This is a genomic window from Commensalibacter communis, from assembly GCF_947179015.1.
GTDB lineage: Bacteria > Pseudomonadota > Alphaproteobacteria > Acetobacterales > Acetobacteraceae > Commensalibacter > Commensalibacter communis.
Genome location: NZ_CAMXCM010000003.1, coordinates 214952 through 231933, shown reverse-complemented (window position 1 = coordinate 231933; position 16982 = coordinate 214952). Strand labels below are relative to the sequence as shown.

19 protein-coding genes are annotated in these 16982 nt (G+C 39.5%); 1 reads left to right on the top strand and 18 read right to left on the bottom strand.

Annotated features, from left to right (window positions below; genetic code table 11):
• Positions 1-17: 17 nt before the first annotated feature.
• The 8 genes from dapE to rpmH all read right to left on the bottom strand — a co-directional run bounded on the left by dapE (position 18) and on the right by rpmH (position 6290).
• Entirely contained in the window at positions 18-1166 is a 1149-nt protein-coding gene (gene dapE / locus PQG54_RS07755) for a succinyl-diaminopimelate desuccinylase (RefSeq protein ID WP_271788570.1), read from the bottom strand.
• A gap of 34 nt (positions 1167-1200) precedes the next feature.
• The gene (dapD, locus tag PQG54_RS07750; protein WP_271788569.1) at positions 1201-2049 is read right to left on the bottom strand and encodes a 2,3,4,5-tetrahydropyridine-2,6-dicarboxylate N-succinyltransferase; all 849 of its coding nucleotides are present in this window, start codon (positions 2047-2049) and stop codon (positions 1201-1203) included.
• 45 nt (positions 2050-2094) lie between these two features.
• Positions 2095-3024 (bottom strand): acetylglutamate kinase, encoded by a 930-nt coding sequence (gene argB, locus PQG54_RS07745; protein WP_271788568.1) that lies wholly within the window; start codon positions 3022-3024, stop codon positions 2095-2097.
• A gap of 34 nt (positions 3025-3058) precedes the next feature.
• On the bottom strand, positions 3059-3721 hold the full coding sequence (gene yihA, locus PQG54_RS07740; protein WP_271788567.1) for a ribosome biogenesis GTP-binding protein YihA/YsxC: 663 nt from the start codon (positions 3719-3721) through the stop codon (positions 3059-3061).
• Between the two features lie 3 nt (positions 3722-3724).
• The gene (gene yidC / locus PQG54_RS07735) at positions 3725-5494 is read right to left on the bottom strand and encodes a membrane protein insertase YidC (protein WP_271788566.1); all 1770 of its coding nucleotides are present in this window, start codon (positions 5492-5494) and stop codon (positions 3725-3727) included.
• 43 nt (positions 5495-5537) lie between these two features.
• Complete coding sequence (gene yidD, locus PQG54_RS07730) at positions 5538-5756, bottom strand: membrane protein insertion efficiency factor YidD (protein WP_271788565.1); 219 nt, start codon at positions 5754-5756, stop codon at positions 5538-5540.
• Entirely contained in the window at positions 5757-6092 is a 336-nt protein-coding gene (rnpA, locus tag PQG54_RS07725; RefSeq protein WP_271789516.1) for a ribonuclease P protein component, read from the bottom strand.
• A gap of 63 nt (positions 6093-6155) precedes the next feature.
• Positions 6156-6290 (bottom strand): 50S ribosomal protein L34, encoded by a 135-nt coding sequence (rpmH, locus tag PQG54_RS07720; protein ID WP_008854041.1) that lies wholly within the window; start codon positions 6288-6290, stop codon positions 6156-6158.
• A gap of 194 nt (positions 6291-6484) precedes the next feature.
• On the opposite strand from rpmH, the gene PQG54_RS07715 reads away from it, so the two are divergent.
• On the top strand, positions 6485-6883 hold the full coding sequence (locus PQG54_RS07715) for a hypothetical protein (protein WP_271788564.1): 399 nt from the start codon (positions 6485-6487) through the stop codon (positions 6881-6883).
• Between the two features lie 2 nt (positions 6884-6885).
• On the opposite strand, the gene PQG54_RS07710 is transcribed toward PQG54_RS07715, so the two are convergent.
• The 10 genes from PQG54_RS07710 to dxr all read right to left on the bottom strand — a co-directional run bounded on the left by PQG54_RS07710 (position 6886) and on the right by dxr (position 16982).
• Positions 6886-7239: an MmcQ/YjbR family DNA-binding protein gene (locus PQG54_RS07710; protein ID WP_271788563.1), complete on the bottom strand. Its 354-nt coding sequence runs from the start codon at positions 7237-7239 to the stop codon at positions 6886-6888.
• A gap of 19 nt (positions 7240-7258) precedes the next feature.
• The gene (gloA, locus tag PQG54_RS07705; protein WP_271788562.1) at positions 7259-7654 is read right to left on the bottom strand and encodes a lactoylglutathione lyase; all 396 of its coding nucleotides are present in this window, start codon (positions 7652-7654) and stop codon (positions 7259-7261) included.
• Between the two features lie 12 nt (positions 7655-7666).
• On the bottom strand, positions 7667-8527 hold the full coding sequence (locus PQG54_RS07700; protein WP_271788561.1) for an LpxI family protein: 861 nt from the start codon (positions 8525-8527) through the stop codon (positions 7667-7669).
• Between the two features lie 12 nt (positions 8528-8539).
• Positions 8540-9373, bottom strand: coding sequence for an acyl-ACP--UDP-N-acetylglucosamine O-acyltransferase (gene lpxA, locus PQG54_RS07695; protein ID WP_271788560.1), 834 nt, complete (start codon positions 9371-9373; stop codon positions 8540-8542).
• A 109-nt stretch (positions 9374-9482) separates the two neighbouring features.
• Positions 9483-9926, bottom strand: coding sequence for a 3-hydroxyacyl-ACP dehydratase FabZ (fabZ, locus tag PQG54_RS07690; RefSeq protein WP_271789515.1), 444 nt, complete (start codon positions 9924-9926; stop codon positions 9483-9485).
• A 137-nt stretch (positions 9927-10063) separates the two neighbouring features.
• Positions 10064-11131 (bottom strand): UDP-3-O-(3-hydroxymyristoyl)glucosamine N-acyltransferase, encoded by a 1068-nt coding sequence (gene lpxD, locus PQG54_RS07685; protein WP_271788559.1) that lies wholly within the window; start codon positions 11129-11131, stop codon positions 10064-10066.
• An 11-nt stretch (positions 11132-11142) separates the two neighbouring features.
• A complete protein-coding gene (locus PQG54_RS07680) occupies positions 11143-12045 on the bottom strand; it encodes an OmpH family outer membrane protein (RefSeq protein ID WP_271788558.1) in 903 nt (300 codons plus the stop codon).
• A 9-nt stretch (positions 12046-12054) separates the two neighbouring features.
• Entirely contained in the window at positions 12055-14475 is a 2421-nt protein-coding gene (gene bamA, locus PQG54_RS07675) for an outer membrane protein assembly factor BamA (protein ID WP_271789514.1), read from the bottom strand.
• A 195-nt stretch (positions 14476-14670) separates the two neighbouring features.
• Entirely contained in the window at positions 14671-15789 is a 1119-nt protein-coding gene (gene rseP, locus PQG54_RS07670) for an RIP metalloprotease RseP (RefSeq protein WP_271807713.1), read from the bottom strand.
• 32 nt (positions 15790-15821) lie between these two features.
• Positions 15822-16982 carry a 1-deoxy-D-xylulose-5-phosphate reductoisomerase gene (dxr, locus tag PQG54_RS07665; protein ID WP_271788556.1) on the bottom strand — a complete coding sequence of 387 codons (1161 nt, stop codon included), beginning with the start codon at positions 16980-16982 and terminating at the stop codon, positions 15822-15824.

Sequence of the window (16982 nt, the reverse complement as noted above, 5' to 3'; positions counted from 1 at the left end):
TTTGCCCTCTTGATCTTTTATGAATGAGATGATTGCTCAAATAGATTTTTTATGACGTTCAAGTAAATCTTACTTAACTGATGTAAATCATGGACAGATACAGATTCATTTACTTTATGCATGGTTTGCCCGACAAGACCGAATTCTGCAACCGCACAATATTGCGAAATAAATCGTGCATCGGAAGTGCCCCCACCAGTATCCAAACGTGGTTTGACTTCATTCACTGTATGAATAGCCTCACAAAGCGCTCTGACTTCATTCGCAGGTTCAGTTAAAAAAGCCTCTCCAGAAATAGCAACGTTTATTTTACAATGTATGGTAACGCGATGACACTGTGTCGCTATCCAGCCTTTTAATGCAGTGCCAGTATGTAAATTATTAAAACGTATATTGATATGTGCTGTGGCTGTGGCTGGAATTAGATTCGTAACAGTATTTCCAACATCAATAGAGGTGACTTGCACAGAAGAAGGCTGAAACCACTCATTCCCATTATCTAAAATAGGTTGTGTCAATGAGGTCAAAATGGTCATTAATTTATGAATAGGATTATCTGCTAAATGAGGATAGGCAACATGTCCTTGCGTTCCTTCAACTTCAATCACAGCATTCAAACTGCCTCGACGGCCAATTTTAATGACATCACCAAGAACTTGTGCAGAAGTTGGTTCACCCACTAGACAAAAATCAGGAATATGGTTATGTGCTTGCATCCATTCCAGCACTTTGAATGTACCGTTGATACCTGGTCCTTCTTCATCCCCTGTAATCAGAAAACTTAAAGAACCAGCAAATTTACTTTTCTGAGATAAGAAATCTTCCACAGCGGATACGAAAGCAGCGATGCCACCTTTCATATCACATGCACCACGACCATAGATAACATCGTCAATGATTTCAGCTGAAAAAGGATCATTGTCCCAATGACTTTTACCCTCAGGAACAACGTCTGTGTGTCCTGCAAAGCAAAAATGAGGATGGCCGTTACCATAACGTGCAAAAAAATTAAGAACTCGATCTTGACCTTCCCCATAAGGAAGATCAAAGATTTCAAATCCTAGTTTATTTAACCGTGCCTTTAAAACGTCTTGGGCACCTGCATCTTCTGGGGTAACCGATGGACAACGGATCAGTTCTTGTAATAACGAAACTGGATCGCTCATAATATAATTACCCCTAAATATTCTTTTAAAGAAATTAGCTTCTTAGCAAATCATTAATGGATGTTTTTGAACGAGTACGCTCATCAACACGTTTAATAATGACCGCACAAGCCAATCCTGGCAATGGGTTTCCTGTTTCGCTTGTTGCTTGTTTCGGAGGCAATGTGCCAGGAACGACAACAGAGTAAGCAGGAACACGTCCCATGAAAACTTCGCCAGTCGTACGATCAATAATCTTGGTTGACGCTCCCAAGAAAACACCCATAGACAACACACTGCCTTTTTCAACGACAACGCCTTCAGCAACTTCACAACGTGCACCGATAAAGCAATCATCTTCAATAATAACAGGGGCTGCTTGTAAAGGTTCCAATACGCCACCAATTCCAACGCCACCACTGATATGACAGTTTTTACCAATTTGAGCACAGCTGCCAATGGTTACCCAAGTATCGACCATTGTGCCACTATCAACATAAGCACCAACATTAACAAAACTTGGCATTAAAATAACATTAGGCGCAATAAAAGCAGAACGACGAACGATAGAACCAGGAACCGCACGAAAGCCTGCTTGTTTGAATTCAGCATCGCTCCAATTTGCAAATTTCAACGGAACTTTGTCATAAGCTGGAACACCAGCATCATTTTTCATGCCAACATTATCATATAAACGGAAAGACAATAAAACAGCTTTTTTCAACCATTCATTGATTGTCCAACCTGAGTTACCAGGAGTTGCCACCCGTAACTCACCAGAATCTAACATGGATAATGCTTTTTCAACAGCATCACGTGCTGAACCAGATGTTGCAGGGGAAATATTGGTGCGATCTTCCCATAATTTTTCAATTTCAACTTGTAACAATGAATGATCTGCCATTCTTTTCTTTCCCTATAATGTTAAAATAAAATATTTGAATAATTGTTAAGAATGATTAGGACGAATAATCGTACCAGATCCGCCTTCGGTAAACAGCTCTAATAAACATGCGTGGGGAACCCGACCATCCATAATCACCGCTGCTTGCGCCCCCGCTTTAACCGCTTCAAGACATGTTTCAATCTTTGGAATCATCCCACCGGTAATGACACCGTTGGCAATTGCTTCTTTGGCTTCTTCTTCGGTCAGTTCAGAAATTAAATTTCCGTCCTTATCCAAAACGCCAGGAACATCAGTCAACATAAATAATCGGGAAGCACGGACGGCACCAGCAATCGCACCGGCAGCAATATCCGCATTGATATTATAGGTCTGTCCTTGTTTATCCATACCAATCGGCGCAACAACGGGGATAAGACCTGAACCTGACAATGCGTATAAAACTCGTGGATCAATACGCACGGGTTGTCCAACCAATCCTAGATCAATTGTACGCTCTCTTTTGATCGAATCATCCCATACATGTTTCATCAATTTTTGAGCTTCGATTAGTCCACCATCTTTACCAGAAATTCCGACAGCCAAAGCCCCTGCTTGGTTAATCAATGTTGCGACTTGTTTATTCACAGTTCCAGCCAGAACCATTTCAATCACATCGATAATTGCAGCATTCGTAACACGCAATCCATCAACAAAAGTCGTTTCCACATCCATGCGCTCTAGCATCGCATTGATTTGTGGTCCACCACCATGCACGACAATTGGATTAATTCCGACTTGCTTTAACAAAGCAATATCATTCCCAAATGCGTTTGATAGTCCGTTATCGACCATCGCATGACCACCATATTTTACAACAATCGTATCACCTGTATAGCGTCGCAAATAAGGCAATGCACGGGCAAGCACACTGGCTTGTTCATGAGCCTCTTTGGCAGCCTTTTTTACAGAATCCAATGATTTTTGTTTGGTCATAATCTTAAAATCCTAATTATCGCGTAAGATTAAATTAATCTTGTATTAACCTTACTAGATCTGCTCTTAATTCTTCAATACCAATATTTTTCTGACTACTGGTTACTCGAATGAAAGGATAAGCAGCAGTATGCGTTTTCATGACTTCTGAAATTTCTTTTTGTTTTTTATCTAATTGTGCAGCAGATAATTGATCCGCCTTTGTCAAGACAATTTGAAACGTCACCGCAGCACGATCCAGCAAATCCATAATATTATGATCGCTTTGTTTCAACTCTATACGTGCATCCAATAATAGCATGACACGTAACAAAGTTGGCCTGCCACGTAAAAATGCAAACATCATTTTTTGCCAGTCACTTTTAACATCCTTAGATGCTTTGGCATACCCATAGCCTGGCATATCAACAAAAACTAACTTTTCGCCGATATTGAAGAAATTAAGTTGTTTCGTGCGACCTGGTTCAGAAGATGCCCTTGCCAACATTTTCCGACCAGTAAGGGCATTAATTAGACTAGACTTCCCAACGTTGGAACGCCCAGCAAACGCAACCTCTGGTAAGGTTGCTGGCTCTAATTGATTTAAACGCTGAGCACCAAAGAAGAATTTTGTCTCTTGAGCGAATAATACTCGCCCCGCTTCAACTAGTCTTTGATACTCTGCATCGTCAACAGATGGTGGTAATAATTCACCCACGGTCTATCCTTTAGCTGCTTTGGTTTTCGCTTTTTTCGCTTTGGCATCCATACGTTTTTGAATAACCAATTGCTGTAATGCTGTTAATGTGTTGTTCCAACTATAGTAAATTACCAAACCTGCTGGTTGTGTAGCCAAAACCACAGTGAAAATAATTGGCATGAATTGAAACATTCGTTTTTGAATAGGATCTAATACTGCAGGATTTAACTTTTGTTGCAAGAACATCGTTAATCCAAAAATTAACGGCCAAATACCAACATGTAAGAACGGAGAGATCGCAGCAGGATCAAAAGGCAATAATCCAAATAGGTTAAATATATTGGTTGGATCAGGTGCAGACAAATCACGTATCCAGCCAAAGAAAGGCGCATGACGCATTTCAATCGTGACATACAAATCTTTATACAAACACCAGAAAATTGGAATTTGAATTAAGATTGGTAAACATCCACTCGCAGGATTAACCCCTTGTTCTTTATAAAGACCCATCATCTGTTGATTCATCAATTGTTGGTCGTCTTTATACTTTTCGCGAATTTCTTTCATTTTAGGCTGTAATGCCTTCATTTTGCCCATTGAATGAAATTGCTTTGAAGCCAAAGGATAAAATACACCCTTAACAATCAAGGTAAAGGTCAACAATGCCAACCCAAAATTACCCCAAAAATTGTTCAACCAATCTAGGACAATGAAAATAGGATACGTCAAAAACGCAAACCAACCAAAATCAACCGCTTTCCAGAAATCAGGAATATGATATTCTTTTTCATATTGATTTAAAAGTTCGACAACTTTGGCGCCAGAGAACACATGTCCAAAAGTTGAAACCGTTTCGCCAGGGGCTGCAACCATTGGTTGACGTGATGTGAATCCAACTTGATAAGTTCCCTTTTCAACACCATCAGTATTAATATTTGCAGTTTGATCGGCATCTGGTGTAAAACCGTATACAACACTAACATTTTTATCTTGTTGTGGAACAATTGCTGTCAGCCAATATTTATCTGTAATCCCAGCCCATCCACCGGTTGTATTTTTGCTCCATGAAATATCAGAAGGGGCTTTTGAATCTTTACGGATGGTTTCATAAGAATATTGTTCAAGACGTTTATCAACAATACCAATAGGACCATCATGCACCAAATACCCGCTTAACTCTTTTGGAGTATATCCACGGCTGACACGACCGTAAAAAAATACAGAGACAGGTTTATCCGATGCGTTAATTACTTTTTGTTCAAATTTGAACATGTAATTTTTATCAATCGATATTGTTTTCTCAAACTTTACCCCTTGCCCATTATCCCATGTCATGGTGATAGGGTGCTCAGGGGTTAATTCTTTTTGATCTGTTTTCCAAACTGAATTAATATCTGGCAATTTAGTGGTATCATGTTCAGCATTCACCCAACCCGTCTGCACATAATTTGCATCTTTGGTTTTTGGAGCTGAAAGAACGCGTACCAAAGGCGAATCTTTTTGAATTGTTTCACGATAATTTTTTAAAACCAAATCATCTAACAAAGCCCCTTTGAGGTTCAAAGAGCCTTTAACCTGATTTGCGTTAATAGGGATTCTGATATCTGGTCCAGCTTCTGCAACAACTTGAGTTGATGACGATTCACCTTTTTGTGTTGTAAGCTTCGTTTGCTCTTGTTTAACTTGTTGTGTTGTATTGTGTGTTTCTTCTTTTTTAGGGGTAAAATACTCGAATGCAAAAAGAAGAACAACAGAAAGCAAAGTCGCCAGAAAAAAGCGCTTGTTATCCATTCAAAGCCAGCCAATCATTCATTGAATTTAAAAAAATATCGCTCTATTTTTTAGGAGGAACAGGATCTTCTCCACCCAAGTTCCAAGGATTACACCGCAAAATACGCCATCCACCCAACATGATTCCTTTGAATACACCATGGGTTTGAATAGCTTTTTGGGTATAATGACTACAAGATGGGTTAAAACGGCAATGATGCCCAAGTAATGGGCGTAACGTGAGCTGATAAATATAAATCAAACCAATGAATATTCGTTTCATTTACTTATTTAATGCGACCCCAGCTTTGCGTAAAGCCCAAGAAAAATCCTTAACAATTGCCTCATACGGTTTTTGATAGGTGTTTTTTCGCCCAATCATCACCATATCAATCCCTTGAAAAGCATTTTTTTGAGCTAGTTCTTGCATCACCCCCCGTAATCTTCTTTTAACACGATTACGAATGACAGCATTGCCAACTTTTTTAGTAACGGTAAACCCTACTCTACCTGCTTCGCTATCATTACGATGTAATAATTGCAAAATAACACTCGATGTAGGGACTTTCTGACCGTTTGCAGCTACATTCAAAAATTGTACCCGCTTTTTCAAACGCAAGACCGGCTGGAGCTTGTTACCTGTATCAGTCAACAACTTTACTCGCTTTAACGCCAAACCCTATTATGCAGATAGACGTTTACGTCCTTTTGATCTGCGATTAGCAATCACTTTGCGACCGCCAACAGTGGCCATACGTGCACGGAAACCATGACGATGTTTGCGAACAATTTTAGAAGGTTGATATGTACGCTTCACGAATTCTCTCCTTTAAAGCCACTGAGAATAAATTAACTCTTTAACAATATTCTCAGTTCTAAACAAATAATTATAGTCCTAAAGAGGTGGTTATAATCTGAATATATAAAATCGTCAATCTAAGTCCATAGGCAGAAATGCTTTTTTATGCTATTTACAAGAAAATAATTTGTTTTCCATAGGAATTTTCAAGGATGGCGACGACTCAACCCCCACCATTACAGAAGAAAACTATTTTTCCTTATGTTGCCAGCATCACATCAGGGATCATTTTATGTGTCCTAGCCTTCTCTTTATATGATGCGACCCTACCAACATGGTTTATCTTTATTTTTATGGGATTATATTGCACCTTAATCCTATTGTTTGCGATGAATTTTTATCAAAAAAAAATAACCAAAATCGAAGTAACTCAACAGCAGCAACTTTCTGTTCTCAGACACGATGTGAAGGGATTACTATCTCCTGCACTTTTAATGGCAGATCGTATCTTGTTAAATAAATTAGCTGATGAAAAAACCTTGCAATCTGCAGAATCTATTGCACAGTCAATTGAAAAAGTTGCTGATTATCTGAAAGAAACGAAAAAATAAACTTAACCCGTTAAGTCAAAACTTTGTTGCAATAACAAGTAAATTTCATCATCTGAAACGTTACCATTTAGCAAGACGCTGACCCAATGTTCTCGATTCATATGATAGGCGGGAAAAATATCAGGTTTTTGCTGTAAAAAATAAGAATATTCGGGATCGACTTTAACATTTAAAATGTCAATCCGATCTTCAGACTTTAAACCAAGCTTGATGCCTGAAACATTCATCAATAAGCCATACCATTTTCTATTTTTACAATGTCTTAATACAGCATAGTCAGGAAATTTGATCCATGGATAATCAGGAATAGTTCCAAAATGTTCTTTGGCATGTGCAAATAAATTTTGCCTATTCATGATTATCCATAAAGTCCAATTAATAAGAATCGTTTTGGATTAGCTCAATTTTGTAACCATCTGGATCTTCAACAAAAGCAATGATGGTCGTACCAAATTTTACAGGTCCTGGCTCTCTGGTTACTTTCCCACCAGATTTACGAACGGCTTCTACCACACTATTGATATCATCAACACCAAGCGCTAAGTGACCAAATCCTGTGCCCATATCATAAGGCACATCATGCCCCCAATTATAAGTCAATTCGATTTCAGCTTCGCCCGCTGCGTTATCATCAAAACCAACATAAATAAGTGTATACTTGCCTTCGGTCACCTCTTTACGACGAATTTCTCTCATACCAAGAGACTGATAAAAAGCTAAGCTTTTCTCTAAATTATGAACTCGAATCATTGTATGAAGATAAGTAGCCATTTTGTTTCTCTTTCATTTTAAATATTTTTGTTTAAAATTCTCTGGATGATAACTTAACAGAAATATCCCATTTTCATCAGCCAGACGGATTACTTCATCCTGCTGCACGATCAGCGTGCCACCAGCTTCAAAAGCGATCCCTCTTAATCCAGATTCACACGCTCCGATTACCGTGCGTGGTCCAATTGTCGGCATATCCGCCCGTCTTTCTTGATCAGGTTTTACTTGTTTAACTAAAATAGCACCTAGACCTGGCTGCTGACAATCCTTAGCTCTTTTAACCATAGAATCTGTGCCTTCCATTGCTTCTACAGCAATGACCAACCCATTTTGAACAATGCATCCTTGGCCAATATCCAATCGCCCTAACGCTTGATTAACTTCGATCCCCTTAGCAATATCTTGTAAGGCTTGAGTATCAGGTTTAATTTTTCCATACACACCTTCTATCACAGGATCTAAAAATTCATGCGCACCACGGACTTTGAATCCCTCTTCGTCGAATACACGAACCAATGCTGCCAATAAACCATCATCTCCTGCAAATAAAGCTTTCCCTATTCGAGCAAGGATTTTGGCTCCCTCTGCATCTGGGCGTAAATCACGCCAAGATGGTCGCTTAACAGGGCCAATTAAAACAATATCTTCACAATGATGCTCACGTAGTGCCGACAAAATCCGTCCAGCTGCTGCTAAACGAATATATTCATGTGGCCATTTTTCAATGATTTCTGGTTCAGCAAAATCTTGAAATCCAACAATAAAAACAGGACGTCCCATCGCAAAAACAGCCTCTGCAACCTTACCTGGCAAGGGTCCCCCACCAGCTAAGATTCCAACGGCTGCTTTCTTTTCAGTAAATTGATTTTGCATCTAAATGCTTATTTATCCTTCTTTTTCCGAAGAAGAAATCGAACGCCCCACTTTGACCAATCCACGGCGACTAGGTTGTTCAATAAAGTCAATAATTTGTTGGACTTTCTCAATATGACCGAATTTTTCTTTTACAATTTGTAATCGTTCTTCGAAAACACCATGCTGATCTTCGTCCCTAGGAAATAAATGACGATATACGTTTCTTAAAATATGAAGCTCTTCGTTAAGCACGCCATTACGTTTCAACCATATCCAGTGCATCCCAACTAAACGCGCACGATTTCCAAGAACACTACCATAAGGGATAACGTCAGATTCAACCCCAGTGACACCGCCAACTAACGCTGCTTTACCAATTCTGACAAATTGATGAATCGCCGCAGAACCCATTACGCGAGCATCATCATCGATTTGAACATGCCCACCTAAAACGACGTTATTCACAATAATAACGCGATCACCAAGATGACAATCATGTGCAATATGAGCATTCACCATCAGCAAACAATCAGATCCAACGATAGTCACCCCTTCACCTGATTCTGTTCCACGATGTATGGTAACTTGTTCTCGAACGATGGTTCTACTACCAATGACGCAACGTGTCGGTTCGCCTTTATATTTCAAATCCTGAGGGGCAAGACCAATCGTGCTAAAGGGATAATATATAGATTCTTTTCCAAGAACCGTATGACCATCTACAATAACATTTGCAATTAGCTTGACACCATCTTCAATCACAACATCAGGTCCCACAGAACACCAAGGACCGATATAAACTCCTCGACCTATTTTTGCCCCAGCAGCAATAACCGCAGATGGATGGATCTCACTATCACTCATAGTAGCGTTTACTGTATCTACCAGGATTTCCTCCATCTTTTTATATTATATATAAACGTCATAAATACTTTATTACAATTTCACAGAATAAAATAATGCTATTTAGCTATTAACCCATAATCATTGCACTAAACGTTGCTTCTGCAACAGATACACCATCTACTTTAGCAATACCGCGGAATTTCCATACATTCGCACGTTGGCGTTCTTTTTCAACATCAATATGTAATTGATCGCCAGGTCCAACGGGACGTCTGAATTTAGCATTATCAATTGTCATAAAATAGACAATCTTACCTTCAAACTCTGCCCCTAATGTTTTTACAACCAATACTGCAGCTGTCTGAGCCATCGCCTCGATGATTAAAACACCAGGCATTACTGGACGGCCAGGAAAATGCCCCTGAAAGAAATTCTCATTCACTGATACGTTTTTAATTCCTGTGGCAGATAATCCTTTTTTGACATTGACCATACGATCAATTAATAGAAATGGATATCGATGTGGAATAGCACTCATAATGCCTTCAATATCAATAACAGGAAGGTCAATAGCAGGATCTTGTGCTTCTGGTGAAACACCTGTTTTATTTGCGTCTATGTTCACTTTATTCAACCACTTATAAATTATATCAATCTTTTAATAGCTATCTTAGTTATACCGATTTTATCAAAATCATCAATTAACTTTTAATTATCTTCTTTACCTTTTGATGATTTTGCCATGCGCCTTAAAAAAGCAACATTTTTGAAAAATTCCTTGAACGGCATCGCGGGGCTACCAATCACATCTGATTTTGCCTCAACATCAGACATAACGCCACATTGCGCCCCTACTCTTGCATGGTCACCAATATGAATATGACCAATCAATCCTGCCTGAGCTGCAATGGTAACAAAATCGCCGAGCTGGGTTGAACCAGATATACCTGCCTGAGACACAACAATACAGCAACGCCCCATTTGCACATTATGTCCAATTTGAACTAAATTATCTAATCTGGATCCCTCACCAATGATGGTGTCTCGAACAGAACCTCTATCAATGGTCGAGTTAGCCCCAATTTCGACATCATTCTGAATCACAACCTTGCCAATTTGGGGGATGCTAACAAACCCTTTATCTCCAACTGCAAAACCAAATCCATCCTGACCAATTCTAGCACCTGAATATAACGTTACGCGATCACCAAGCACAGAGTGACTCAAAGAGACATGATTCCCAATGCGACAATATTCACCGATTTGGACACCCTGTTCAATTACAGAGTGAGCACCAATAATGCATTCTTTACCAATATGCACACCATTCATGATGACTGCAAAGGGTTGAACCTCTGCACTAGGGTCAATGACAGCATCAGGATGAATATAAGCAGTAGGATGTATTCCTGGCTTGGCTTTATTTTTGGGATAGAACAAAGTCGCAATCTTTGCCCATATCAAATACGGGTTGGACGTTACCAAAGCAGCACTTGTTTCTGGAACTTTATCAGCAAAAGCGGGGGCTACAATAACAAGCCCAGCCTTTGTCTCAGCCAATAATGGCAAATAACGCTTATTATCTAAAAAACTAATTTCTGCTGAAGTTGCAACCTGTAAGGGTGCAATTCCAGAAAATTTAACTTGGTTAACATTTTTACGAGGTGGTGTGAGTTGAGCACCTGTTTCCTTAACTAGATCGTCGATAGTATAAGGGCCTGTTTTTGAAAAAAAACGGCTGTCCCCAGGATGATGATTTTCTTGCTCTATACTCACGCGATACACCTTTATTTCTTACTATTATCCTGTTGTTCAGGAGCTTTTTTTACAACACTATTTGCTGCAGCTTTTGGAGACGCATCAGGATTGGCTGTTGTCGGCATAGAACCACTTTTAGCTAATTCCTCTGGGTCAACATCAGCTGCAGGAATAAATACAGAAGATAAATTCTTATTTAACTCTTTTGCAACCTCGTTACTGATATCCAGCTCGTTCACACTCAAAGCAACCTGTTCACGATGTAATACCAGATTCATATTGTGACTCTCAGCAACATTTTGAATTAATAAAATTAATTCACGCTCAACTTGACCAAATGCAACTTGTGCTGATTCTTGAATGATACGGCTGCGGTTACGAAAATCTTTTTGTGCATTCATGACGCGGGCTTGCAATTTACGTCCACGCTCTTGAAGTTGCGCATCCGTCATCGTTTTTGCTTTAGCTTGGATTTGTTGCTGTTCTGCTCTCCAAGCTTTTTGTTCTTTTTGAACATCTTTTTGCAACTGATCTCGACGTTCAACCAAAACTTTCTCTGCTTCACGAGCAGCAACCGATTGGCGCATAACATCTGGAACACTAATAACCCCAATAACCGCTGTTGGTGGCGTGTTAGATTTTGGTAAAGCCGCAGGTTTAGGAACAGGAGGCAATGGTAAAACAGCTTGAGGCTGATTTTGCATGTCGCCATCCTCGCCACCTTCATCAGCTGGCGTAGGTGCAGGTGCCATAACTCTTGGTGCTGCAGTATGTTTTACAGCTGCTTTTGGCGCCGTTGAAACAGGCTTAGGTTGACTATTTTTAGGAATAAACCAACCATTATTCGCATCTTCTGCATGTGCTGCTATGGTAAGGGATGGGACTAGAAAAGCCCCAGCAACAGCAATATATAATCCAAACTTATTAACCATTATTCATCCTTAAAATTGTTGTCCAAACCCAAACCGTACTAATTGAGTGCGATCATGCTTTTGCTTAACAACGGGATAACCAAAATCAACATTCAACAGCCCAAATGGACTTTTCCAAGAAACACCAGCACCTGTACTGACGCGGGGTGATAAACTGTCCCCATAAACACCGGTATATTTGTCACCATCATGTGCAGAGTTCGTATATCTATTCTTAACTCTTAAGCCGCCCAATGCACCCATATCAACAAAATAACGACCACTTAAGCCAAGATCCCTTGCTGCAGGCATCGGAAAATTAACTTGCGCAGAAGCCGTATACATAAAACGTCCACCCAAGAAATCTTCTTGGGTATGCGCCCTATTATCCCCTCTTTTAGGTATCCCGTGGCTTCGTGGACCAACACCACCATCATAGAAACCTCTTAGGTTATTACCACCCAAATAGAAGTTATCAATAATCATTGTATCGTCTTTATTGCCCCAATCAGCAATATAACCAGTACCCGCAGTTAAACTTAATGTCCAATCACGATTACCTGTTAAATCATCCAACGGGAAATAATGAGATGCATCTAATTTACCACGAACATACTTTGCATCACCACCAAGCCCCGCAAGATCACCGCCAACTTTAACCAATGTTCCAGTATGAGGATTGAAACGGGCGTCTCTGGTGTCATACGCAATGGTTGTGCTTAATTGAGATAATAAAGAATGTCCTTTTTGATCCAAAATATAATACGATGAATCATCCCAAATATCGTGGACACGACGATCAATAATCGAATAGGTCCATTGTTGAGACAACACATTATTAAAAGAATAGCCTAAACGAAATGAAGCCCCAAAACGATCTTCACCATAATTTTGATAGGTTTGATAACTGTTTTGAATATAAAATAGATCAATCCCTGCAACCATATTTTTATTCAAAAAGTAAGGGTCGGTTACAGATAAATTAACTTGCTTTGCATAATATGCAGCCGTTCCAGAAATTCCAGCATCAACACCAGTGCCTAGGAAGTTCCTTTGTCTTAAGCCAATATTTCCCAAAACACCTGAATCAGTAGAGTAACCACCACCTAGTGAGAATTCACCCGTTGGTTTCTCTTGAACATTGATCGCAACCACACGTTTATCAGCTGCAGATCCCTTAACTTGCTGAACTTTTACTTCTTTGAAATATCCCAAGTCATCAACTGCCATTTTCATGTATTTTTCAGTTGTATTGGTATACGGATCATTCTCAGCAGCAGGCAATTCACGACGAATCACATTGTCTTTGGTGACCGTATTGCCATTAATGTCAATACGTTCGACGTAAACTCGAGGGCCTTCCATTACATCAAATAAAAGATCAACTCTTTTCTTTTCTGGATTACGTGCAATTTCCGGACGAACCACTGCAAAAGGATGACCTTGAGACTGCAATGTTTCTTCAATGTTCTTAGCTACGTCTTCAATTTCCTTACCATCATAAAATTGACCTTTACGCATGGCGATCATTTCTCTAACTTTTTCAGGTTTCACCCCTTCTAAATTAGAACGTACATCCACTTTATTTAAACGATATTGTGGGCCTTCGCTCATGGTATATGTGATATAAAATGATTTGTGATCAGGTGACAATTCGCCTGTTGCATTAATCATTTTAAAATCAACAAACCCATTGCGGATATAGAAACGACGAATCAACTCGGCATCATATTTTACGCGTTCTGGGTTATATTCATCAGAAGACGATAAGAAGCGATACCAAGCAGTTTCTTTAGAAGATGTCACTTGTGCTAAACGAGCTTCACTAAACGCATGATTTCCAACAAAGGTCAGCTTTTCAATAGCTGTTTTTGGGCCTTCGTTGATTTTATAAATAACATCGATACGATTTTTTGACAGGTGAATTATCTGAGGCGTGACTGTTACTGAGTAACGCCCTTTGGCAGCATACATTGCCAAAATGCGTTTACGGTCTTCTGAAATTAACGCAGGAGAATATACAGCTCGCGGTTTTAAAGAAGTATATTTCGTAAGGTCTGCATCTTTTAATTTTTTATTACCTTCAAAAGCCACCACGTTTACAATTGGATTCTCTACAACTTTGATTTGCAAATCATTGCCAGAACGATGGAAAGTAATATCCTTAAACAACCCAGTTGCATAAAGGGTTTTTAAAGAACGATCTAACAAATCCTTGTTAAAAGGATCTCCAGGCTGTGCCAACATATAAGACAGCACTGTAGGTGTTTCAACACGATCATTTCCAATCACTTGAATGGATTGAATGATACCACCTTGTTTAGTTACGTGTTTACCAACATTCCCTTTCTTAGCATGATGAGCGCTTTTTACAGCTTTCTTAGCATGCGAAGAATGAGACACATTACCTGTCGTTTGCGCGTGCAAAGCACTGCATACAAACGGAAACATACATACAGAAGCAAACAGAGCCGAACGTTTACCTGACAAATCAGCCACCCTTTTTCACTAATGGAAATCCACCAAATTGCATATCACAAGATTTTTTATAACTAAATATAAATCATCTTATTTTATTCTTATTTCGTGAGTAACCGTTTTTTATACCTTTTGACAAGTCGTTACTTGCAATAAACATCATAGAATTTAATTACTGTGACCTGTAAGCCAACGAAACCACGAAAGTTGAGTCACATCGTTATACATTGAAAATGCAAAAAGTAGTAATATTAATACAAAACCTACTTGAAAAGCGCGCTCTTGTATCGGTTTTGGCACAGGTCTTCTGAAGATGGCTTCGAATACATAAAAAACCAATCTTCCACCATCAAGCACAGGAATCGGAAATAAATTAATCAATCCTAAGCTAATGGATAAAAGCGCCATGAAGTTAACCAGATCAGCAAATCCCCCTTTGGACACTTGACCTGATAATTGTGCAATCTTAATCGGACCGCCTAAATCTTTTGCTGATCTCTGTCCTGTTATCATTTGACCCAGACCAACAAGTGTTTTTTTACTGACATCCCATGTTTCTTGAACGGCAGCGACAGCTGCCCCACCAACAGACATTGGTTTACCAGCAATGACATTAATTGCTAATTGAACGCCTAACTGACCAACCTTTTTCCCATCATTCTCTTTGCTACCAATAGTAATGGGTAAAGTAACCTCTTTACCATCTCTTTTAACAGCGATTGTCGTTGATAAATCAGGATGCTCTTGAGCATACATGACAAGATTTTCAACACCGGGATGATTAATATCCCCGATTTTTAAAATAACGTCTTTGGGTTGTATTCCTGCTTTTGCTGCTGCACTATCTGCAATAATTGCTTGAGCAACAGGCTCACCCAAACTATGCTTACCAACCGTAACAAATAAACCGAAATATAAAATAATCGCCAATAAAAAATTAAAAATCGGCCCTGCAGCAATAACGATTGCTCGACTTCCCACATCTTTACCATGAAAAGTCTTACCTTCAATATAAGCTGCTCTTTCTTCTTCACTGACATCTTCTGGGTCTGCAAATCCATGAGGTCTGACATATCCACCCAAAGGGATTGGACAAATACGCCATTCAGTGCCGACCTTATCATGCCAACGATATAAAGGCTTGCCAAACCCAATAGAGAACACATCAACATGTATACCGCGCCACCGTGCAGCCAGATAATGCCCAAGCTCATGGATAAAAACGAGTACGCCCAAAACAAATACGAATGAAATAATCATTCGCAAGAAATCATATATAGCTAACATTGACATGGATTTACCTTAAATTAATTCTTTACTTACATACGGTTACGATTTTTAATCCATGCTTCTGCATGTTTTCTTGCTTCTTGATCCCAATGAATTACTTCTTGGATAGTATTCGCTTGCGGAGCTCCTAATTTTTGCATTACCGCTTCAACGGATTCGGGAATATCAAGGAACCCAATTTGTTCTTTTAAAAATGCATCAACTGCGACTTCATTGGCAGCAGAAAGAATAGTCGGCGCACACTTACCCTCTCTTAACGCCTCACGAGATAAGCGTAAAGCAGGGAAACGTACTTCATCAGGTGCTTCAAATTCTAATTTTGCAACTTGGGTCAAATTAAGACGTTCTACATTTGAACGCATTCTATAAGGCCAAGCCAAGGTATGCGCAATAGGAATACGCATATCAGGAGCCCCTAATTGTGCAATCATACTGCCATCTTCGTATTGCACCATACTGTGAATAATAGACTGCGGATGAATTAACACGTCAATTTTATGCTCTGCCATATCAAATAAACGGGCTGCTTCAATAATTTCCAAGCCCTTATTAAACATACTTGCGGAATCAATGGTGATCTTAGCCCCCATTGTCCAAGTTGGATGTTTCAAAGCCTGTTTCAACGTGACCTTTTTCATATCCTCCAAAGAAGTATTTCGAAAAGGACCACCTGATGCCGTCAAGATAATTTTCTCAATTGACTGGATTTGTTTATCAGCCATTGATTGGAAGATTGCATTATGTTCAGAATCAACAGGCAACAACGTAGCCCCTGCCTCTTGAACTGCTTTCAACATTACATCACCCGCAGAGACCAAGGCTTCTTTATTTGCTAGGGCAACATATTTACCATTCTTGACAGCTGCCATTGTGGGTTCTAGCCCAATAGCACCTGTAATTGCTGCCATTGTCCAATCCACAGGAATTGATGCTGCTTCTAAAACCGCCTGCCTTCCGCCACTTACTTTTGTTGAGTGGCCTGACAATAATTCTTTTAATTCAGGTAAATAATGCTCATCAGCAATAACGGCATATTGTGCATTAAGAGCAATAGCTTGCGCTGCAAGCTTTTTTACATTTTTTCCACCAACCAGCGCAATTGTTTGAAATGAATCTGGATCTTGCAATAGCAAATCAACCGTTGAACAACCAATGCTGCCAGTACACCCTAATATAGAAACCGTTTTCAT

What these genes read in the sequence shown, in the direction of transcription:
- yidD (WP_271788565.1), bottom strand. Translation starts at nt 5,756, where the DNA reads ATGAAACGAATATTCATTGGTTTGATTTATATTTATCAGCTCACGTTA.
- PQG54_RS07700 (WP_271788561.1), bottom strand. Translation starts at nt 8,527, where the DNA reads ATGCAAAATCAATTTACTGAAAAGAAAGCAGCCGTTGGAATCTTAGCT.
- argB (WP_271788568.1), bottom strand. Translation starts at nt 3,024, where the DNA reads ATGACCAAACAAAAATCATTGGATTCTGTAAAAAAGGCTGCCAAAGAG.
- rseP (WP_271807713.1), bottom strand. Translation starts at nt 15,789, where the DNA reads ATGTTAGCTATATATGATTTCTTGCGAATGATTATTTCATTCGTATTT.
- dapD (WP_271788569.1), bottom strand. Translation starts at nt 2,049, where the DNA reads ATGGCAGATCATTCATTGTTACAAGTTGAAATTGAAAAATTATGGGAA.
- bamA (WP_271789514.1), bottom strand. Translation starts at nt 14,475, where the DNA reads ATGTTTCCGTTTGTATGCAGTGCTTTGCACGCGCAAACGACAGGTAAT.
- dxr (WP_271788556.1), bottom strand. Translation starts at nt 16,982, where the DNA reads ATGAAAACGGTTTCTATATTAGGGTGTACTGGCAGCATTGGTTGTTCA.
- PQG54_RS07680 (WP_271788558.1), bottom strand. Translation starts at nt 12,045, where the DNA reads ATGGTTAATAAGTTTGGATTATATATTGCTGTTGCTGGGGCTTTTCTA.
- lpxA (WP_271788560.1), bottom strand. Translation starts at nt 9,373, where the DNA reads ATGAGTGATAGTGAGATCCATCCATCTGCGGTTATTGCTGCTGGGGCA.
- yidC (WP_271788566.1), bottom strand. Translation starts at nt 5,494, where the DNA reads ATGGATAACAAGCGCTTTTTTCTGGCGACTTTGCTTTCTGTTGTTCTT.
- gloA (WP_271788562.1), bottom strand. Translation starts at nt 7,654, where the DNA reads ATGGCTACTTATCTTCATACAATGATTCGAGTTCATAATTTAGAGAAA.
- PQG54_RS07710 (WP_271788563.1), bottom strand. Translation starts at nt 7,239, where the DNA reads ATGAATAGGCAAAATTTATTTGCACATGCCAAAGAACATTTTGGAACT.
- PQG54_RS07715 (WP_271788564.1), top strand. Translation starts at nt 6,485, where the DNA reads ATGGCGACGACTCAACCCCCACCATTACAGAAGAAAACTATTTTTCCT.
- dapE (WP_271788570.1), bottom strand. Translation starts at nt 1,166, where the DNA reads ATGAGCGATCCAGTTTCGTTATTACAAGAACTGATCCGTTGTCCATCG.